General features: G+C 56.3%; 13 protein-coding genes. 7 read left to right on the top strand and 6 right to left on the bottom strand.

Annotation, left to right across the window (positions count from 1 at the left end; genetic code table 11):
• Positions 1-10: 10 nt before the first annotated feature.
• Together GKC68_RS17585 and GKC68_RS17580 are read right to left on the bottom strand one after the other, a co-directional pair.
• The gene (locus tag GKC68_RS17585; protein WP_028724087.1) at positions 11-784 is read right to left on the bottom strand and encodes an amidohydrolase; all 774 of its coding nucleotides are present in this window, start codon (positions 782-784) and stop codon (positions 11-13) included.
• Positions 772-1,932, bottom strand: coding sequence for a pyridoxal phosphate-dependent aminotransferase (locus GKC68_RS17580; protein ID WP_028724086.1), 1,161 nt, complete (start codon positions 1,930-1,932; stop codon positions 772-774). Before GKC68_RS17580 ends, GKC68_RS17585 begins: the two co-directional genes overlap by 13 nt.
• A gap of 115 nt (positions 1,933-2,047) precedes the next feature.
• Here GKC68_RS17580 and GKC68_RS17575 point away from each other — a divergent pair, with 115 nt between their 5' ends.
• The 3 genes from GKC68_RS17575 to GKC68_RS17565 are packed head-to-tail and all read left to right on the top strand — an operon-like array spanning position 2,048 to position 3,886.
• Positions 2,048-2,662 (top strand): methylthioribulose 1-phosphate dehydratase, encoded by a 615-nt coding sequence (locus GKC68_RS17575; protein WP_028724085.1) that lies wholly within the window; start codon positions 2,048-2,050, stop codon positions 2,660-2,662.
• Positions 2,659-3,342 carry an acireductone synthase gene (gene mtnC / locus GKC68_RS17570; protein ID WP_028724084.1) on the top strand — a complete coding sequence of 228 codons (684 nt, stop codon included), beginning with the start codon at positions 2,659-2,661 and terminating at the stop codon, positions 3,340-3,342. Before GKC68_RS17575 ends, mtnC begins: the two co-directional genes overlap by 4 nt.
• A 1-nt stretch (position 3,343) precedes the next feature.
• Positions 3,344-3,886: an acireductone dioxygenase gene (locus GKC68_RS17565; RefSeq protein WP_028724083.1), complete on the top strand. Its 543-nt coding sequence runs from the start codon at positions 3,344-3,346 to the stop codon at positions 3,884-3,886.
• 48 nt (positions 3,887-3,934) lie between these two features.
• Here the strand turns inward: GKC68_RS17565 and mtnA are convergent, their stop codons facing one another.
• Positions 3,935-4,957 (bottom strand): S-methyl-5-thioribose-1-phosphate isomerase, encoded by a 1,023-nt coding sequence (gene mtnA, locus GKC68_RS17560; RefSeq protein ID WP_028724082.1) that lies wholly within the window; start codon positions 4,955-4,957, stop codon positions 3,935-3,937.
• Between the two features lie 137 nt (positions 4,958-5,094).
• On the opposite strand from mtnA, the gene mtnK reads away from it, so the two are divergent.
• On the top strand, positions 5,095-6,294 hold the full coding sequence (mtnK, locus tag GKC68_RS17555) for an S-methyl-5-thioribose kinase (RefSeq protein WP_028724081.1): 1,200 nt from the start codon (positions 5,095-5,097) through the stop codon (positions 6,292-6,294).
• Positions 6,295-6,325: 31 nt separating this feature from the next.
• Here mtnK and fadE read toward each other — a convergent pair whose 3' ends face one another.
• Positions 6,326-8,773, bottom strand: coding sequence for an acyl-CoA dehydrogenase FadE (gene fadE, locus GKC68_RS17550; protein ID WP_342656371.1), 2,448 nt, complete (start codon positions 8,771-8,773; stop codon positions 6,326-6,328).
• A gap of 256 nt (positions 8,774-9,029) precedes the next feature.
• On the opposite strand from fadE, the gene lpcA reads away from it, so the two are divergent.
• Complete coding sequence (lpcA, locus tag GKC68_RS17545) at positions 9,030-9,608, top strand: D-sedoheptulose 7-phosphate isomerase (protein ID WP_014593004.1); 579 nt, start codon at positions 9,030-9,032, stop codon at positions 9,606-9,608.
• Positions 9,609-9,662: 54 nt separating this feature from the next.
• Positions 9,663-10,436: a class II glutamine amidotransferase gene (locus tag GKC68_RS17540; protein ID WP_013024770.1), complete on the top strand. Its 774-nt coding sequence runs from the start codon at positions 9,663-9,665 to the stop codon at positions 10,434-10,436.
• Here GKC68_RS17540 and dpaA read toward each other — a convergent pair.
• A complete protein-coding gene (gene dpaA, locus GKC68_RS17535) occupies positions 10,401-11,141 on the bottom strand; it encodes a peptidoglycan meso-diaminopimelic acid protein amidase (protein WP_047715426.1) in 741 nt (246 codons plus the stop codon). The genes GKC68_RS17540 and dpaA overlap by 36 nt on opposite strands.
• 246 nt (positions 11,142-11,387) lie before the next feature.
• Between dpaA and dinB the strand changes: the two genes are divergently transcribed.
• Positions 11,388-12,443 (top strand): DNA polymerase IV, encoded by a 1,056-nt coding sequence (gene dinB / locus GKC68_RS17530; protein ID WP_028724078.1) that lies wholly within the window; start codon positions 11,388-11,390, stop codon positions 12,441-12,443.
• 953 nt (positions 12,444-13,396) lie between these two features.
• On the opposite strand, the gene GKC68_RS17525 is transcribed toward dinB, so the two are convergent.
• On the bottom strand, positions 13,397-14,464 hold the full coding sequence (locus tag GKC68_RS17525) for a sugar ABC transporter substrate-binding protein (protein ID WP_028724076.1): 1,068 nt from the start codon (positions 14,462-14,464) through the stop codon (positions 13,397-13,399).
• Between the last annotated feature and the right edge of the window lie 15 nt (positions 14,465-14,479).

The raw sequence follows: 14,479 nt of genomic DNA, 5'->3' as shown, positions 1-14,479 counted from the left end.
GGGGATTGCTTTATTCTGCCAACCTAAAGTCGTCTGCATCGCGCCATGCCGGAAACCGCTCGCGATAAGTTTGCAGGTCAGTAAGCGACAGCGACGCCTCAACCTTACCTGCCGTAAAGGGCTCTCCTGCCGCCAGAATCTCGCCTTGCGGTGAAATAATTCGGCTGTCCCCACTGTACTGATGTTGATTGCCATCGCTGCCTACGCGATTGCAGCCTGCCACAAACGCCTGATTCTCAATCGCCCGAGCCAGCAGCAACGCCTGCCAGTGCAGCGCGCGTGGCGCAGGCCAGTTGGCGACATACAGCGCCAGATCGTAGTCATTTTGGTTGCGTGAGAACACCGGAAAGCGCAGGTCGTAACAAATTTGCGGCAGAATACGCCAGCCGCGCCACGCAATCACCGTACGCGTCCTGCCCGCAACATAATGCTGCTGTTCATCCGCCATGCGAAACAGATGACGCTTGTCATAGTGATGCAGCGTGCCATCCGGCTCGACCAACAGAAAACGGTTCACGGCACCTTCTGGCGTTGCAACGGCTGCACTGCCTCCCACCAGCGCATTGGTGCGCTTCGCATGGTGCTGTAACCATTCCACCACCTGCGGCTGCGGCAAGGCCTGCTGTGCGGCCTCCATCGCAAAACCCGTGGTGAACATTTCGGGCAGAATAATGACATCCTGTTCCGCGATATCGGCCAGCAGATTATCGAAATGGCGCAGGTTGGCCTCGCCATCCATCCACGTCAGCGGCGTTTGCAGTAACGTAATGGCTAGAGACGACATAAGCGCTCCGCTGCGGCGTCAAGCGTCGCTTCCTGTTTCGCAAAGCACAGCCGGATCAGTTTGTGCGGGAACGGTGCCTCGCAAAAGACCGATAGCGGGATCGCGGCAACGCCCACTTCACGCGTCAGCCACTGGCAAAATGCCACATCGTCCAGGTCCGAAATGGCGCTGTAGTCCGCCAGCAGGAAGTAGGTACCCTCGCACGGCAAGATACGGAAACGGCTGCTGCGTAAGGCCTGTATCAGCCGGTCACGACGCGCGCGATAAAACTCGGGCAGTTCACGATAATGTTCAGGATGCTGGCGCAGCATATCGGCAATCGCCAACTGCGCAGGCGTATTAACGGAAAAGGTGAGGTACTGGTGGATTTTACGGATTTCTGCGCTGATCGCTGCTGGCGCAATGCAGTAACCGACTTTCCAGCCCGTCATGTGAAAGGTTTTGCCAAAGGATGACACCGCCACGGCACGTTGACGCAGTTCGGGGTGCGCCAGCACGCTGGCATGACCATCCTGGGCAAAACAGATGTGCTCATAAACCTCATCGCTCAGCACATAGATTTCCCGGTCAGCAATCGCCTGCCATAAGGCGGCATAGTCTGCCTGGTGCCAGACGCTGGCCGAGGGATTATGCGGCGTGTTTAAGATAACCAGCCGGGTTTTATCGCTTAACAGCGCGGAGAACGCCGGCCAGTCAACCGCAAAAGTGGGAGGCTGTAGGGTAAGACGCTTCAGAATGCCGCCCGCTAACTGCACGGCAGGCGCATAGCTGTCGTAACTGGGATCAAAGCAGATTACCTCGTCACCGGGCCGCACCAGGGCGGTGATAGCGGCATACAGCGCTTCAGTAGCCCCTGCCGTCACGGTGATATCGCTGTTTACATCAGGGCGATAGTCGTACAAGGAGGCAGTTTTATCCGCGATGGCCTCGCGTAACGGCTGCGCCCCCGTCATCGGCGCATACTGATTCGCGCCCTGACCGACATGATAAGCGAGCCTGTCCTGCAGGTAAGGCGGACCGTCAAAATCCGGAAAACCCTGGGAAAGATTGATGGCATTGTGCTGCTGTGCCAGCGCACTCATCTGTGTGAATATGGTGGTGCCGAGTGCAGGCAGCTTGCTCTCGGGCGTCAGGTTGGACTGCGTCATGATTAGGTAGCCTTACGCGCAAAAACGGTAGCGGAAAAACCCTTAGTTGATGCCACTATAAACAGGATGCTAGTATTTGGCAATCAAGACGCTTAGACGGCTAAAAGGAACGATGATGTCCGATTCTTCTGCAATAGATCAGCTGGTGCAAGCCTGTCACTGGATAGGCGCGAAGGGCTGGGCGCCCGCCACCGGTGGCAATATGTCGGTGCGCCAGGATGCACATGTTTGCCTGCTGAGTGAGTCGGGCAAAGACAAAGGCAGCCTGACGCGGGAGGATTTTATTCAGGTCGACATTGCCACTAATCTGGCCCCCTCGGGCCGTAAGCCTTCGGCAGAAACCGCGCTGCACACGCTGATTTACCGTCTGTTCCCCGAGGCGGGCGCGGTACTGCACACGCACACGGTTAATTCCACGGTGCTGTCGCGGGTCGAGCAGGGCGCCGCCGTGCTGCTCTACGGCTATGAGATGCAAAAGTCGCTGAGCGGGCAAACGACCCACGATGCTACCGTGGCAATTCCCCTGTTTGACAACAGTCAGGATGTGGCGGCGCTGGCGTCAGAGATCGAGGATTATGCCGCCCGTTTTCCCCTGCGCTATGGCTTTCTGCTGCGCGGACACGGCCTGACCTGCTGGGGCAAAGACGTCGCTGAAGCCCGTCGTCATCTTGAAGGTCTGGAGTTTTTATTTGAATGCGAGCGCCAACGTCGCCTGCTGGAGAAAGCATGATAAAGGCCATTGTTACCGATATTGAAGGGACCACCAGCGATATCCGCTTTGTACATAACGTTCTGTTTCCCTATGCCCGAGCGCATCTGGCTGATTATGTTCGCGAGAATCAGACGCAGACTGAGGTGCAACAGGCGCTAAACGCTGTGCGTACCGAAGCGGGGCTACCCGATGCTGATACAAACGAGGTCATCGCTATTCTGTTTTCTTACATGGATGCGGATCGCAAATCGACCGGCCTGAAGGCGTTGCAGGGAATGATTTGGCGCGAGGGCTACCTGAGCGGCCGCTTTACGGGGCACCTTTATCCGGATGTGCTGCCCGCGCTCACGGCCTGGCACGCACAAGGCATTAAATTATATATATATTCCTCTGGTTCGGTTGCCGCGCAGAAATTGTTATTTGGCTACAGTGACGAAGGTGATATTACTGGTTTGTTTAGCGGTTACTTTGATACCCACGTGGGCGCCAAGCGCGAGGTGACGTCGTACCAAACTATCGCGGCGCAGACAGGCTTGCCGGCCGGGCAACTGCTGTTTCTTTCTGATATCCATCAGGAGCTGGACGCGGCAGAGCAGGCTGGCTGGCAGACGTTGCAGCTGATTCGTGACGCGGCGGATGATGAAAGCCATCATCGTCAGGTCACTGACTTTTCCCAGATTAACCCGGAGTTGATTTGACATGAGTGCACTGACCATTTTTAGCGATAGCGATTCGAGCCAGCCTTTATGGCACAGTACCGATCCCGACGCGATCCGCGATCGCCTGAACGCCAAAGACGTTCGCTTTGAACGCTGGCAGGCTGACCGCGACCTGGGTGAAAACCCGGATGCAGAAACGGTGATCAACGCCTATCAGCATGCCATCGACCGCCTGGTCGCTGAGAAGGGCTATCAGAGCTGGGATGTCATCAGCATGCGGGCAGATAACCCGCAGAAGGATGTTCTGCGCCAGAAATTCCTGTCGGAACACACGCACGGCGAAGATGAAGTGCGGTTCTTTGTCGAAGGCGCAGGGCTGTTCTGTCTGCATCTGGACGGTGAAATCCTGCAGATCCTGTGCGAAAAGAACGATCTGATCTCGGTGCCCGCCGGCACGCCGCACTGGTTTGATATGGGATCGTCCCCGCACTTCACGGCGATTCGCATTTTTGATAACCAGGAAGGCTGGATCGCCAATTTTACCGGCGACAAGATCGCCGATGCCTATCCGCGCCTGGCGTAATCACGGCGCGTGCTGAGGACGGGCGGCGGCGTTAACCGCCCGTCTGACTTATTGGGGCTGAAAGACGCCCGCTGCAACCTGAGCCGGTACGATCACGCCGGTATCCAGCACCCAACCACTGATCAGCGCCGCTGGCGTCACATCAAAAGCGGGATTGTAGACCTGCGCCTCTACCGGCGCCCACTGCACGCTGCCGAAGCTTCCGGACACACCGGTCACTTCGCTGGCAGCACGCTGCTCAATCGGGATAGCGTCACCCGTCGGACACAGACGATCCAGCGTGGTATGTGGGGCAGCAACATAAAACGGGATACTGTGATAGTGCGCCAGCACTGCCAGACTGTAGGTGCCAATTTTGTTCGCGACGTCGCCGTTGGCGGCGATGCGATCCGCACCCACCCAGACAGCATCAACTCTGCCTGCCGCCATCAGACTGGCGGCCATCGAATCGGTGATCAACTGGTAAGGTACGCCGAGTTCGCCGAGTTCCCAGGCGGTTAAGCGCCCGCCCTGCAACAGGGGGCGCGTTTCATCGACCCAAACATTTCGGACCTTGCCCTCTAGATGCGCGCGCGCAATAACGCCCAGGGCTGTGCCGACGCCCGCTGTCGCCAGGCCGCCCGTATTGCAGTGGGTTAACAGCTGGCTGCCGGGTTTGACCAGCGAGCTTCCGGCTTCGGCGATGCAATCGCACAGTTGTTTATCCTCATGAACCAGACGCAACGCTTCTTCCACCAGACTCGCCACCATTTCAGGCTGTGCCAGCGCCTGTTTCATACGATCGAGGTTATTCATCAGGTTGACCGCGGTAGGGCGGGCGGCACGCAGTGTTTCCAGCGACTGCGCCAGCTGCCCGCGCGTTTCACCCTGTTCCGCCAGCAGTGCCAGTAGCAGGGATGCAGACAGGCCAATTAGCGGCGCACCGCGCACCCGCAGCGCATGAATATGTTCAACCAACTGCGCGACCGAATGGGCAGGCAGCCAGTTCTTTTGCTGGGGCAGGGCCTGCTGATCCAGTATCCAGAGCTGGTTGTTACGAACCTGTAAGCTGGTAGTTTGGAATGTCTGCATTGTTGGTGAAATCCATGTTGCGTTAATAGCGGATATTGTGCCAACATGCGTAACGGATGTATAGACGTCTGAACGGCTTATTACGAAAGATTAATCAGGTCCGGCTTGCACCGGCGTTTGTTGATGAGGAAAGGTCAATGTCGCAATACCGTACGTTCACTGCTGCCGATGCTGTGGAATATGCCAAAACCTTTGGCGGCATGGATGATCCTTCTGTTCTAACCAGCGCGGAAGAGATTGGCGATGGTAACCTCAACCTGGTATTCAAAATTTACGACAACCAGGGTAAAAGCCGCGTGGTAGTCAAACAGGCGCTGCCCTATGTTCGCTGCGTCGGCGAATCCTGGCCGTTAACCCTGGATCGTGCGCGTATTGAAGCGCAAACGCTGGTTGAGCACTACAAATATTGCCCGCAGCATACGGTTAAGGTCACGCATTACGATGCGGATCTGGCGGTGATGGTGATGGAAGATCTTTCCAGCCATCGCATCTGGCGCAGCGAGCTGGTGAAAGGCGCCTACTACCCTGAAGCGCCGCGTCAGCTCGGCGAATATCTGGCGCAGACGCTGTTTCACACCTCAGACTTTATTTTGCACCCGCATCACAAGAAAGCCGAGGTGGCACGCTTTATCAACCCTGAGCTGTGCGAAATCACCGAAGATCTGTTCTTTAACGATCCCTACACCGACCACGAGCGCAACAGCTATCCTGACGCGCTGGAGCCGCTGGTCGCCTCCCTTCGCACTGACGACGCGTTGCGTATTGCCGTGGCGGGGCTCAAGCACGTTTTCTTCAGCCATGCTGAGGCGTTACTGCATGGGGATATCCACAGTGGCTCGATTTTTGTGGCTGACGGCAGCTTAAAAGCGATTGATGCCGAGTTTGGTTATTTTGGCCCCATCGGCTTTGACGTGGGCACCGCGCTGGGTAACCTGCTGATCAACTACTGTGGTTTACCGGGCCTGTTGCCTCCCCGCGAAGCCGTTGATGCCCGTGAGCAGCGCCTTAGCGACGTGCGTGATGTCTGGCATACCTTTGCGACGCGCTTCCTGGCGCTGGCAGAAAGTCACACCCAGGATGTGGCCATGGCTTACCCGGGCTATGCGCAGGCGTTTCTGCGCAAAGTCTGGGCGGACACCATTGGCTTTTGTGGAACGGAGTTGATCCGTCGAACGGTGGGCATGTCGCACGTGGCCGACATGAAGCTGATTCAGGATGATGAAATGCGCACTGATTGCCTTCGCAATGCGATTACGCTCGGCCGTACCCTGATTCTGGCCGCCGGGCACGTGGAGGATGTCGAGGCATTGATTGCCCGCATTCGTCAGGCAGGATAAAAAAAGGCCGACATGATGTCGGCCTGATTGTTTATGCCGCCTCACTGGGGCGGGCGGGTTTTGAGACATCCTGCTTTGCCGGCACGGCCAGCGCATCAGCCTCAAACTCATCCACGTTAATGGAACGCAGACGGCTCTGCTCGGCGCGTTTCAGCACTTCAGCTTCTTTGTCGTCAATCCAGCCCTGTTCCAACGCCTGTTTAGCCAGCGCATCCAGTCGGGTGAATGAGAAGTGTTTTTTATGCTGCTTGCACAAACGGTCGTGAATCACTTCCGCTGCCATCACGTCCTGTAATGCCTGCTCTAACTGACCTGCAGGATTATGCTGGCTCGGCGCGAGATACTGACCGCGGCCCAGGCGGGTGCGTGTCGCTGAAGGCACCTGCAGCATTTTTGCCAGTTTGTGATCAAGACGATCGGACGGTGCAGGGCAGTGCTGACCACCGGCAAACACCATCAGTCGAATAACGCCAGCCACCAGGCGGTTTGGGAAGTTACTCAGCAGATCGTCCATGGCTTTCTCCGCTTTATGCAGGGCATCCTGCACGCCCCAGTGCACCAGCGGTAAATCGGCTTCGTGGCGTCCTTCGTCGTCATAGCGTTTCAGCGTGGCAGACGCCAGGTAGAGCTGACTCAGCACATCGCCCAGACGAGCCGACATCCGTTCACGACGTTTCAGGCTGCCGCCTAAGACCGCCATAGAGACATCTGACAGCAGGGCCAGGTTGGCGCTAATGCGGTTCATGTGCTGATAGTAACGACGGGTGGCATCGCGCGTTGGCGCGGCGCTGGTGCGACCGCCCAGCAGGCCCAGCCACAGGCTGCGCATCGCGTTGCTGCCAACGTGACCAATATGGCTAAACAGCGCGTTATCAAAGCCTGCCACATCATTGCTGGCCGCCGCCGCCATTTCCTGCAGGACATAAGGATGGCAACGAATGGCACCCTGACCAAAGATAATCATGCTGCGGGTCAGAATGTTCGCGCCTTCCACGGTGATAGCGATGGGCGCACCCTGATAGGCACGCGCCAGGAAGTTACTGTCACCCAGCATGATGCCCTTACCACCCGCGATATCCATCGCATCAATGATTGACTGTTGAGCGCGATGGGTACAGTGATATTTGACGATGGCTGACAGCACCGCGGGTTTTTCACCCTGCATAATCCCGGTGGTGATAAGCGTAGCGGCCGCGTCCATTACATAGGCATTCCCTGCAATGCGCGCCAGCGGCTCTTCAATACCTTCCATTTTACCGATAGACAGCTTGAACTGACGACGGATATGCGCATAGGCGCCGGTCGCCAGTGCCACCGTTTTCAGGCTACCGGTTGAGTTTGACGGCAGCGTGATGCCACGGCCGACGGACAGACATTCCACCAGCATCCGCCAGCCCTGACCAGCCATTTCCGGGCCGCCAATGATGAAATCAATGGGGACAAAAATGTCTTTCCCACGGGTTGGACCATTCTGGAACGGGACGTTGAGCGGGAAGTGGCGATGACCAATTTCCACGCCCGGCGTGCTGGTAGGGATCAGGGCACAGGTAATGCCCAGTTCCTCTTTCTCGCCCAGCAGATGCTCGGGGTCGGAAAGCTTAAAGGCCAGACCCAGTACGGTGGCGATTGGGGCTAACGTGATATAGCGCTTGTTCCAGGTCAGTCGCATGCCCAGCACCTGCTGGCCCTGCCATTCGCCCATGCAAACGACGCCGGTATCGGGGATTGCCCCGGCATCGGAACCGGCTTCCGGGCTGGTCAGCGCGAAACAGGGAATCTCGTCGCCCCGCGCCAGACGCGGCAAATAATGGTCTTTCTGTTTTTCCGTTCCGTAATGTTGCAGCAGTTCGCCCGGGCCCAGTGAGTTAGGCACCCCCACGGTAATCGCCAGAATACCCGATACGCCTGACAGTTTCTGCAGCACGCGTGCCTGTGCATAGGCGGAGAATGCCAGCCCGCCGTACTCTTTTTTAATGATCATGGCGAAGAAGCGGTGCTCTTTCAGATAGGCCCACAACGCTGGCGGCATATCAGCCAGTTCATGGGTGATCTGGAAATCATTCGCCATGCGGCAGGCTTCTTCCACCGGACCATCAATAAAGGCCTGTTCTTCCGGCGTCAGGCGCGGTTGCGGGTAGTTGTGCAGTTTCTGCCAGTCAGGTTTGCCCTGAAACAGATCGCCTTCCCACCAGGTTGTGCCCGCGTCAATCGCCTCTTTTTCCGTACGAGACATCGGCGGCATGACCTGCTGAAAGCGCTGCAGCACAGGTTTGGAAAACAGTTTGCGGCGCAGGCTGGTCAGGTTAAGTGGCAGCAGGACGATCGCCAGCGGCAACAGCAGCCACGGCGTCCACAGGTGGGCCACCGCCATCGCTGCGCTCCACAGCAGCAGGATTGCGCTACTGACTGACAGAGAGATGCGGTGATAAAACAGGGCGCCAATCAGCACCACTGTCGCAAGAATCGAGACAACCATCATAATGAAGTGCTCCGTTAAGTAGTAAGAGGTCTGACCTGTTATAAAGAGAGGTTTAAATCACCTGCTGGCATTTATCAATTTGTTTACATCGCAATTACAACCTGACTCACAAAATCAGCGAAACAGCGCCCGCAATGAAAATAATGAACGTGAAAAAAACGGCGGGCATATGGCTATCTCACCCTGTGGTGCTTTGCGCAGGTCAACCATTCCGTTAAACTTGCTGCGATTAACCTCCCCTACAAAGGACAAGTCTATGTATCAGGACATTATTCGTTCAGAGCTCAATGAAGCGGCAGAGACGTTGAATCACTTTCTGAGTGACGACGCGAACATTCACACCATCCAACGGGCGGCGGTGATGTTGGCTGACAGCTTCAAAGCGGGCGGCAAAGTGCTTTCCTGCGGCAACGGTGGTTCTCACTGTGATGCCATGCACTTTGCTGAAGAACTCACGGGCCGCTACCGTGAAAATCGTCCTGGATATCCGGCTATTGCCATTTCAGACGTCAGCCACCTTTCCTGCGTGAGCAATGACTTCGGTTATGACCACGTCTTTTCCCGTTACGTTGAAGCAGTGGGGCGTTCAGGCGACGTGCTGCTCGGGATCTCGACGTCAGGAAACTCGGCTAACATCATCAAGGCGGTTGAGGCTGCACGTGCGCAGGGGATGAAAGTGATTACTCTGACGGGTAAAGATGGCGGTAAGATGGCGGGCAGCGCGGACATTGAAATCCGTGTGCCGCATTTTGGCTATGCCGATCGCATTCAGGAGATCCATATTAAAGTGATTCATATCCTGATGCTGCTGATTGAAAAAGAGATGGTCAGGTAACAGCACGACTGGCCTCCTGAGCGGCAGGGGGCGTTTTGACATAAGGCGGTTGCTATGTGCGAATTGCTCGGGATGAGCGCCAATGTTCCCACCGACATTTGTTTCAGTTTTACCGGATTAGTGCAGCGCGGCGGCGGAACAGGGCCGCATAAAGACGGCTGGGGTATTACGTTTTACGAAGATAAAGGTTGCCGCACCTTTAAAGATCCCTTGCCGAGTTTTAATTCCCCCATTGCGCGTCTGGTGCAGGAATACCCGATCAAGTCCCATTCCGTCGTGGCGCATATTCGCCAGGCGAACCGTGGGCCGGTCTCTCTGGAAAACACCCATCCGTTTACGCGGGAACTGTGGGGGCGAAACTGGACCTATGCGCACAACGGGCAGCTTAAAGGCTACAGGCAACTGGAGACCGGAACCTTTCGTCCGGTTGGTGAAACCGACAGTGAAAAGGCGTTCTGCTGGATCCTGCACAAGCTGGCCACGCGCTATCCGCGTACGCCAGGTAACTGGCCTGCGGTCTTTCGCTATATCGGCGAACTGGCGGGCGAACTGCGGCAGAAGGGCGTGTTTAACATGCTGCTGTCGGATGGTCGCTACCTGATGGCCTTCTGCTCGACCAATCTGTTCTGGATTACCCGCCGAGCCCCTTTTGGCCGGGCGCAGCTACTTGATCAGGATGTGGAAATTGATTTCCAGAAACATACCGGCGCGAACGATGTGGTCACGGTGATTGCGACACAGCCGTTGACGGGGAATGAAACCTGGCACCGGATTGTGCCAGGCGAATGGGCTTTATTTTACCTTGGAGAGCGCCAGGAACGACTGTGATGCCGCTTCAGGCTGGGTGATGACCGGGCTGCTGTTCATCACATATCTGCCGCTGGCAACATTCACCGTTGGCGGCTGATGATATTGCGCAAAATAGGCATAGCCGGGCTGAAGCTGTTTCCAGAAATCCGCATAGGTGGAATAGCGATGACGCTGCATATTGCTCTCCGTCATGCGGAACGGATAAATAGCAATATTCACTTCCTGCTGGCCGTTGCGTAACGCGGCGTTCACATAAGTGAAAATCTGATCCATGTAAGCATTGGTCATGGCATAGCAGCCGATAGACTTGCAGTCGCCATGAATCATCAGGTAATTACCGCTGTAGCCCTGATCGCGATCATACTGGTTCGGAAAGCCAATATTAATCGCGCGATAGAAGCGGCTGTCGGGCTTAAGCTGATTCAGTTTTACGCTGTAGAAACCTTCCGGGCTTTTAAAATCGCCTTCACGGCGTTTTGGGCCAAGGCCGCCAGAAAAATTGCAGATGCGATAGGTATCCAGCAAGCGGTACTCATTACCAATTTTGCCGTATAGCTCAAGCGTACGCTCTTCCTTAAAGATCTGAATATAAACCGGCGTGCCAATTAGCTGTTTCTTTAACTCTTTACTCACGGGGGCCAGTTGCTGAACCGGCTCGGGAGTCATTGCCATGCTGAGGGCTGGCAGTAAAAGCATCGCAAACAGAAGTGCGATTTTGCCCATGCTGTGTATACCTTGAAGTGAAGAAGAACAACGGCGCGTTACGTGCGCCTCTGTTTGCATTATCGGAACTTTCCGCTACCGCAGCGCAACATTAAACACTGTCTGTTTTTTTAGCAATACGGCGCAGAGCAAAATGTCCATTTCTTTGATGGAATAGCGCTGAAAATTTGTAAAGTTTGTTAGCAACTGCAAGAAATATTGCACAAGTCTCTTCTGACTGTATACTTATCCAGTACTGGAGGGGCAATGCGTAAGATCATTCATGTCGATATGGACTGCTTTTTTGCTGCAGTGGAAATGCGTGATGACCCTTCATTACGTGATATCCCCATGGCCATTGGCGGCAGCCGCGATCGCCGTGGCGTGATCAGTACTGCGAACTATCCGGCACGAAAATATGGCGTGCGCAGTGCGATGCCGACCGGTATGGCATTGAAGCTTTGCCCCCATCTGCGTTTATTGCCTGGGCGCTATGAAGTCTATAAAGAAGCCTCCAGCCAGATTCGCGCCATCTTTTCCCGTTTTACCTCCCTTATCGAGCCGCTGTCGCTGGATGAAGCCTATCTGGACGTTACCGACAGCACGCACTGCCAGGGGTCTGCCACGTTGATCGCTCAGGCGATCCGCGCCACTATTTTTCGCGAAACGCAGCTTACCGCCTCAGCGGGCATCGCACCGATCAAATTCCTTGCCAAGATCGCCTCTGATTTAAATAAGCCGGATGGTCAGTTCGTTATCACGCCTGCGCAGATGCCTGACTTTTTGCTGGCGTTACCCTTGGCAAAAATCCCCGGCGTGGGGAAAGTCTCGGCAAAAAAGTTGGAAGAAATGGGCCTGCACACCTGCGCCGACGTGCAAAAAGCCGATTTGGCGCTGCTGCTAAAACGTTTTGGTAAGTTTGGCCGGATATTATGGGAGCGTAGCCACGGTATTGATGAACGCGGTGTAGTGGTGGAACGCGAACGGAAATCATTAGGCGTTGAGCGTACGCTGGCTGACGATATCGACAGCTGGGAGCGCTGCCTGGAAATCATTGATTACCTCTATGCCGAGCTGGATCGGCGCCTGACGCAGATTCGTCCCGATAAGCATATTGCGCGCCAGGGCGTGAAGCTGAAGTTCAGTGATTTCCAGCAGACGACTCAGGAGCATGTCTGGCCGGTGTTGAATAAAGAAGACATGATTGCCGTGGCGCGTAAGACCTGGGATGAGCGCCGCGCCGGACGCGGCGTCCGGCTGGTGGGGCTGCATGTGACGCTGGTGGATCCGCAGCTGGAACGGCAGTTGTTGCTGGGCATATAGAGGCGTTCCGCCGTTGGCGGAGATGGGTTTTGCTCTGCTTCTGCCCGGCTGGGTGTTATGGTTTTGTTCTGAGCATGTTCCGCCCGCCAGGCGCCGGGGAGTTTCAGCCTGCCCGTGCAGGCGGTCGGGTTAAGGGGCTCGCGCCAGCCCCTTAACAATCCCGGCGTCCGGCAGCCACCGCTGTTCCTTCGTCGCTCACTGCGGCCTGACGGACCGTCCGGATGCGCCGTCCCTGGCGCAGCCGTCCTCGTCGCGGCTTCCCTGCCGCGCCGTCCTGGCCTTCGCTCTCTCCTCAGCGCGGCGGATGCCTCAGGAACCCCCGCCTGTGAGATTTTCTGTTTTTCCAAAAGGCTGGTTTTGTGTGTTATTAACAGCATGCAATAGAATTCTGATGAAACAAAAAATGAACACTAATGGGGCGGATGCTTTTATGGCACCTGAAGCGATACGGAAGTTGGTTTTAACCCAGTGACTGAAGCGGGGGAGTGGGCCGGCCTTCCCACTCGCTGAGCGGATGCAGGATTTCCGGATGAGCCGACAGGACGTCGGCGAAAGTCAGGCCGCGCCAGGGACGGCGCGTCCTGGCGGTCCGGCAGAAATCCTGAAGCCGCGAAGGGACCGCGCAGCGGCGGGTGGGCAGGACGGGAGCCCGGGGTCAAGGGGCCGCGGCGACTGGCGGCCCCTTGTCGGTCGCCCGCACGGGGCGGACTGAAACTGCCTGCCGCCTGGCGAGCGAAACCTTCCCGGAGCTTTATGACTGGACGCCGCTCAGGCTGTAAAGCCGGGAGCCCGGGGACGAGGGCCCGCGGCGAATGGGCGGCCCCTTGTCGGTCGCCCGCACGGGGCGGACTGAAACTGCCCGCCGCTCAGGCAACCAGTCAAAGCCACGTTCATGCAATGAACACCTACCGATCAGGCGGCAACCGCTAGCCCCCCGGTTCGGCGACGAACCCCTACATTTTATATTTCGCGTTCAGCGTCGCAAACCAGGGCTGGACGAAATCCTCATTACTGCCCCAGCCGGGGACGATCTTGTTTAGCGACGCCACGTTCACCGCGCCTGGATGGCTGTTGAGCGCCTGCTGAGAAATCGACGCGGCTTTGAATTCATACGTCGCAGGGGTGGTTTCACCGGCAATCTTGTTCGCCACCAGGCGCATATTTACGGCCCCGATGGTTTTAGGATCGACCGCGACGGTCTGTACCCACGGGCTGCCTTTCTGACGCATCAACTGCAGATCCTGATTGGAAACGTCAATGCTGTACAGTTTGATCTCTGTACGGCCATTTTCCTGCAGCGCTTTATACGCGCCCTGGCTAAAGGCATCCCACGCGCCCCAGATGGCGTCAATCTTGCCTTTCGGGTATTTCGCCAGAATAGCGCCCACTTTATTGGCGGTGTCGCCCTGAACATCCGTTGATACCGCGCCAATCGACTCAAGTTGATGAATGCCCGGGTTCTCTTTCAGCAATTTTTCATAAACCACCTGACGACGTTCCATCGGTGGGAAACCCGCTACCCATAATTTAACGATGTTGGCTTTACCGTTGAAATCTTTGATTAACTGTCCCAAAGACAGTTGAGCCAGAGAAGCATCGTCCTGAGCTGTCACCGTCACGCCCGGAATCGGGGTATCCACCGGTGTATCAAATACCGAGACTTTAATACCCGCGTCTGCAATGCGTTTTACCAGCGCGCTGGCGTATGGCGCTTTGCCATGTGACAGAACAATACCGTCGTATTTCTGGCTGATGGCCTGATTCACGAAATCCTGAAAGCGCGCATCGTCACCGTTGCTAAGAAACGTACTGACTTTAAAGCCCAACTGGCGGCCTTGTTGAATCGCCCCCGCAACAAACTGCGTGGTGTTGTCGTCTGAGCCAAGGTTACGGATAACCGCAATACGGATCGGCCCTTCGTGGTTAGCGATAGCGGCAGGAACGGGCGTAACGGTGTCGGCAAACGCTGCGCTGGCGTTTAGCAGGCTTAATGCCAGCAGCGAGAGTGTTATCTTTTTCATTATTCTTAACTCCAG

Source organism: Pantoea sp. RSPAM1 (genome assembly GCF_038816185.1).
Taxonomy (GTDB): domain Bacteria; phylum Pseudomonadota; class Gammaproteobacteria; order Enterobacterales; family Enterobacteriaceae; genus Pantoea; species Pantoea ananatis.
This window is presented reverse-complemented; position numbering and strand designations above follow the sequence as displayed.

Excerpts from the sequence above, each read along its gene's own strand:
- GKC68_RS17585 (WP_028724087.1), bottom strand. The coding sequence starts at position 784 with ATGTCGTCTCTAGCCATTACGTTACTGCAAACGCCGCTGACGTGGATG.
- GKC68_RS17580 (WP_028724086.1), bottom strand. The coding sequence starts at position 1,932 with ATGACGCAGTCCAACCTGACGCCCGAGAGCAAGCTGCCTGCACTCGGC.
- GKC68_RS17575 (WP_028724085.1), top strand. The coding sequence starts at position 2,048 with ATGTCCGATTCTTCTGCAATAGATCAGCTGGTGCAAGCCTGTCACTGG.
- mtnC (WP_028724084.1), top strand. The coding sequence starts at position 2,659 with ATGATAAAGGCCATTGTTACCGATATTGAAGGGACCACCAGCGATATC.
- GKC68_RS17565 (WP_028724083.1), top strand. The coding sequence starts at position 3,344 with ATGAGTGCACTGACCATTTTTAGCGATAGCGATTCGAGCCAGCCTTTA.
- mtnA (WP_028724082.1), bottom strand. The coding sequence starts at position 4,957 with ATGCAGACATTCCAAACTACCAGCTTACAGGTTCGTAACAACCAGCTC.
- mtnK (WP_028724081.1), top strand. The coding sequence starts at position 5,095 with ATGTCGCAATACCGTACGTTCACTGCTGCCGATGCTGTGGAATATGCC.
- fadE (WP_342656371.1), bottom strand. The coding sequence starts at position 8,773 with ATGATGGTTGTCTCGATTCTTGCGACAGTGGTGCTGATTGGCGCCCTG.
- lpcA (WP_014593004.1), top strand. The coding sequence starts at position 9,030 with ATGTATCAGGACATTATTCGTTCAGAGCTCAATGAAGCGGCAGAGACG.
- GKC68_RS17540 (WP_013024770.1), top strand. The coding sequence starts at position 9,663 with ATGTGCGAATTGCTCGGGATGAGCGCCAATGTTCCCACCGACATTTGT.
- dpaA (WP_047715426.1), bottom strand. The coding sequence starts at position 11,141 with ATGGGCAAAATCGCACTTCTGTTTGCGATGCTTTTACTGCCAGCCCTC.
- dinB (WP_028724078.1), top strand. The coding sequence starts at position 11,388 with ATGCGTAAGATCATTCATGTCGATATGGACTGCTTTTTTGCTGCAGTG.
- GKC68_RS17525 (WP_028724076.1), bottom strand. The coding sequence starts at position 14,464 with ATGAAAAAGATAACACTCTCGCTGCTGGCATTAAGCCTGCTAAACGCC.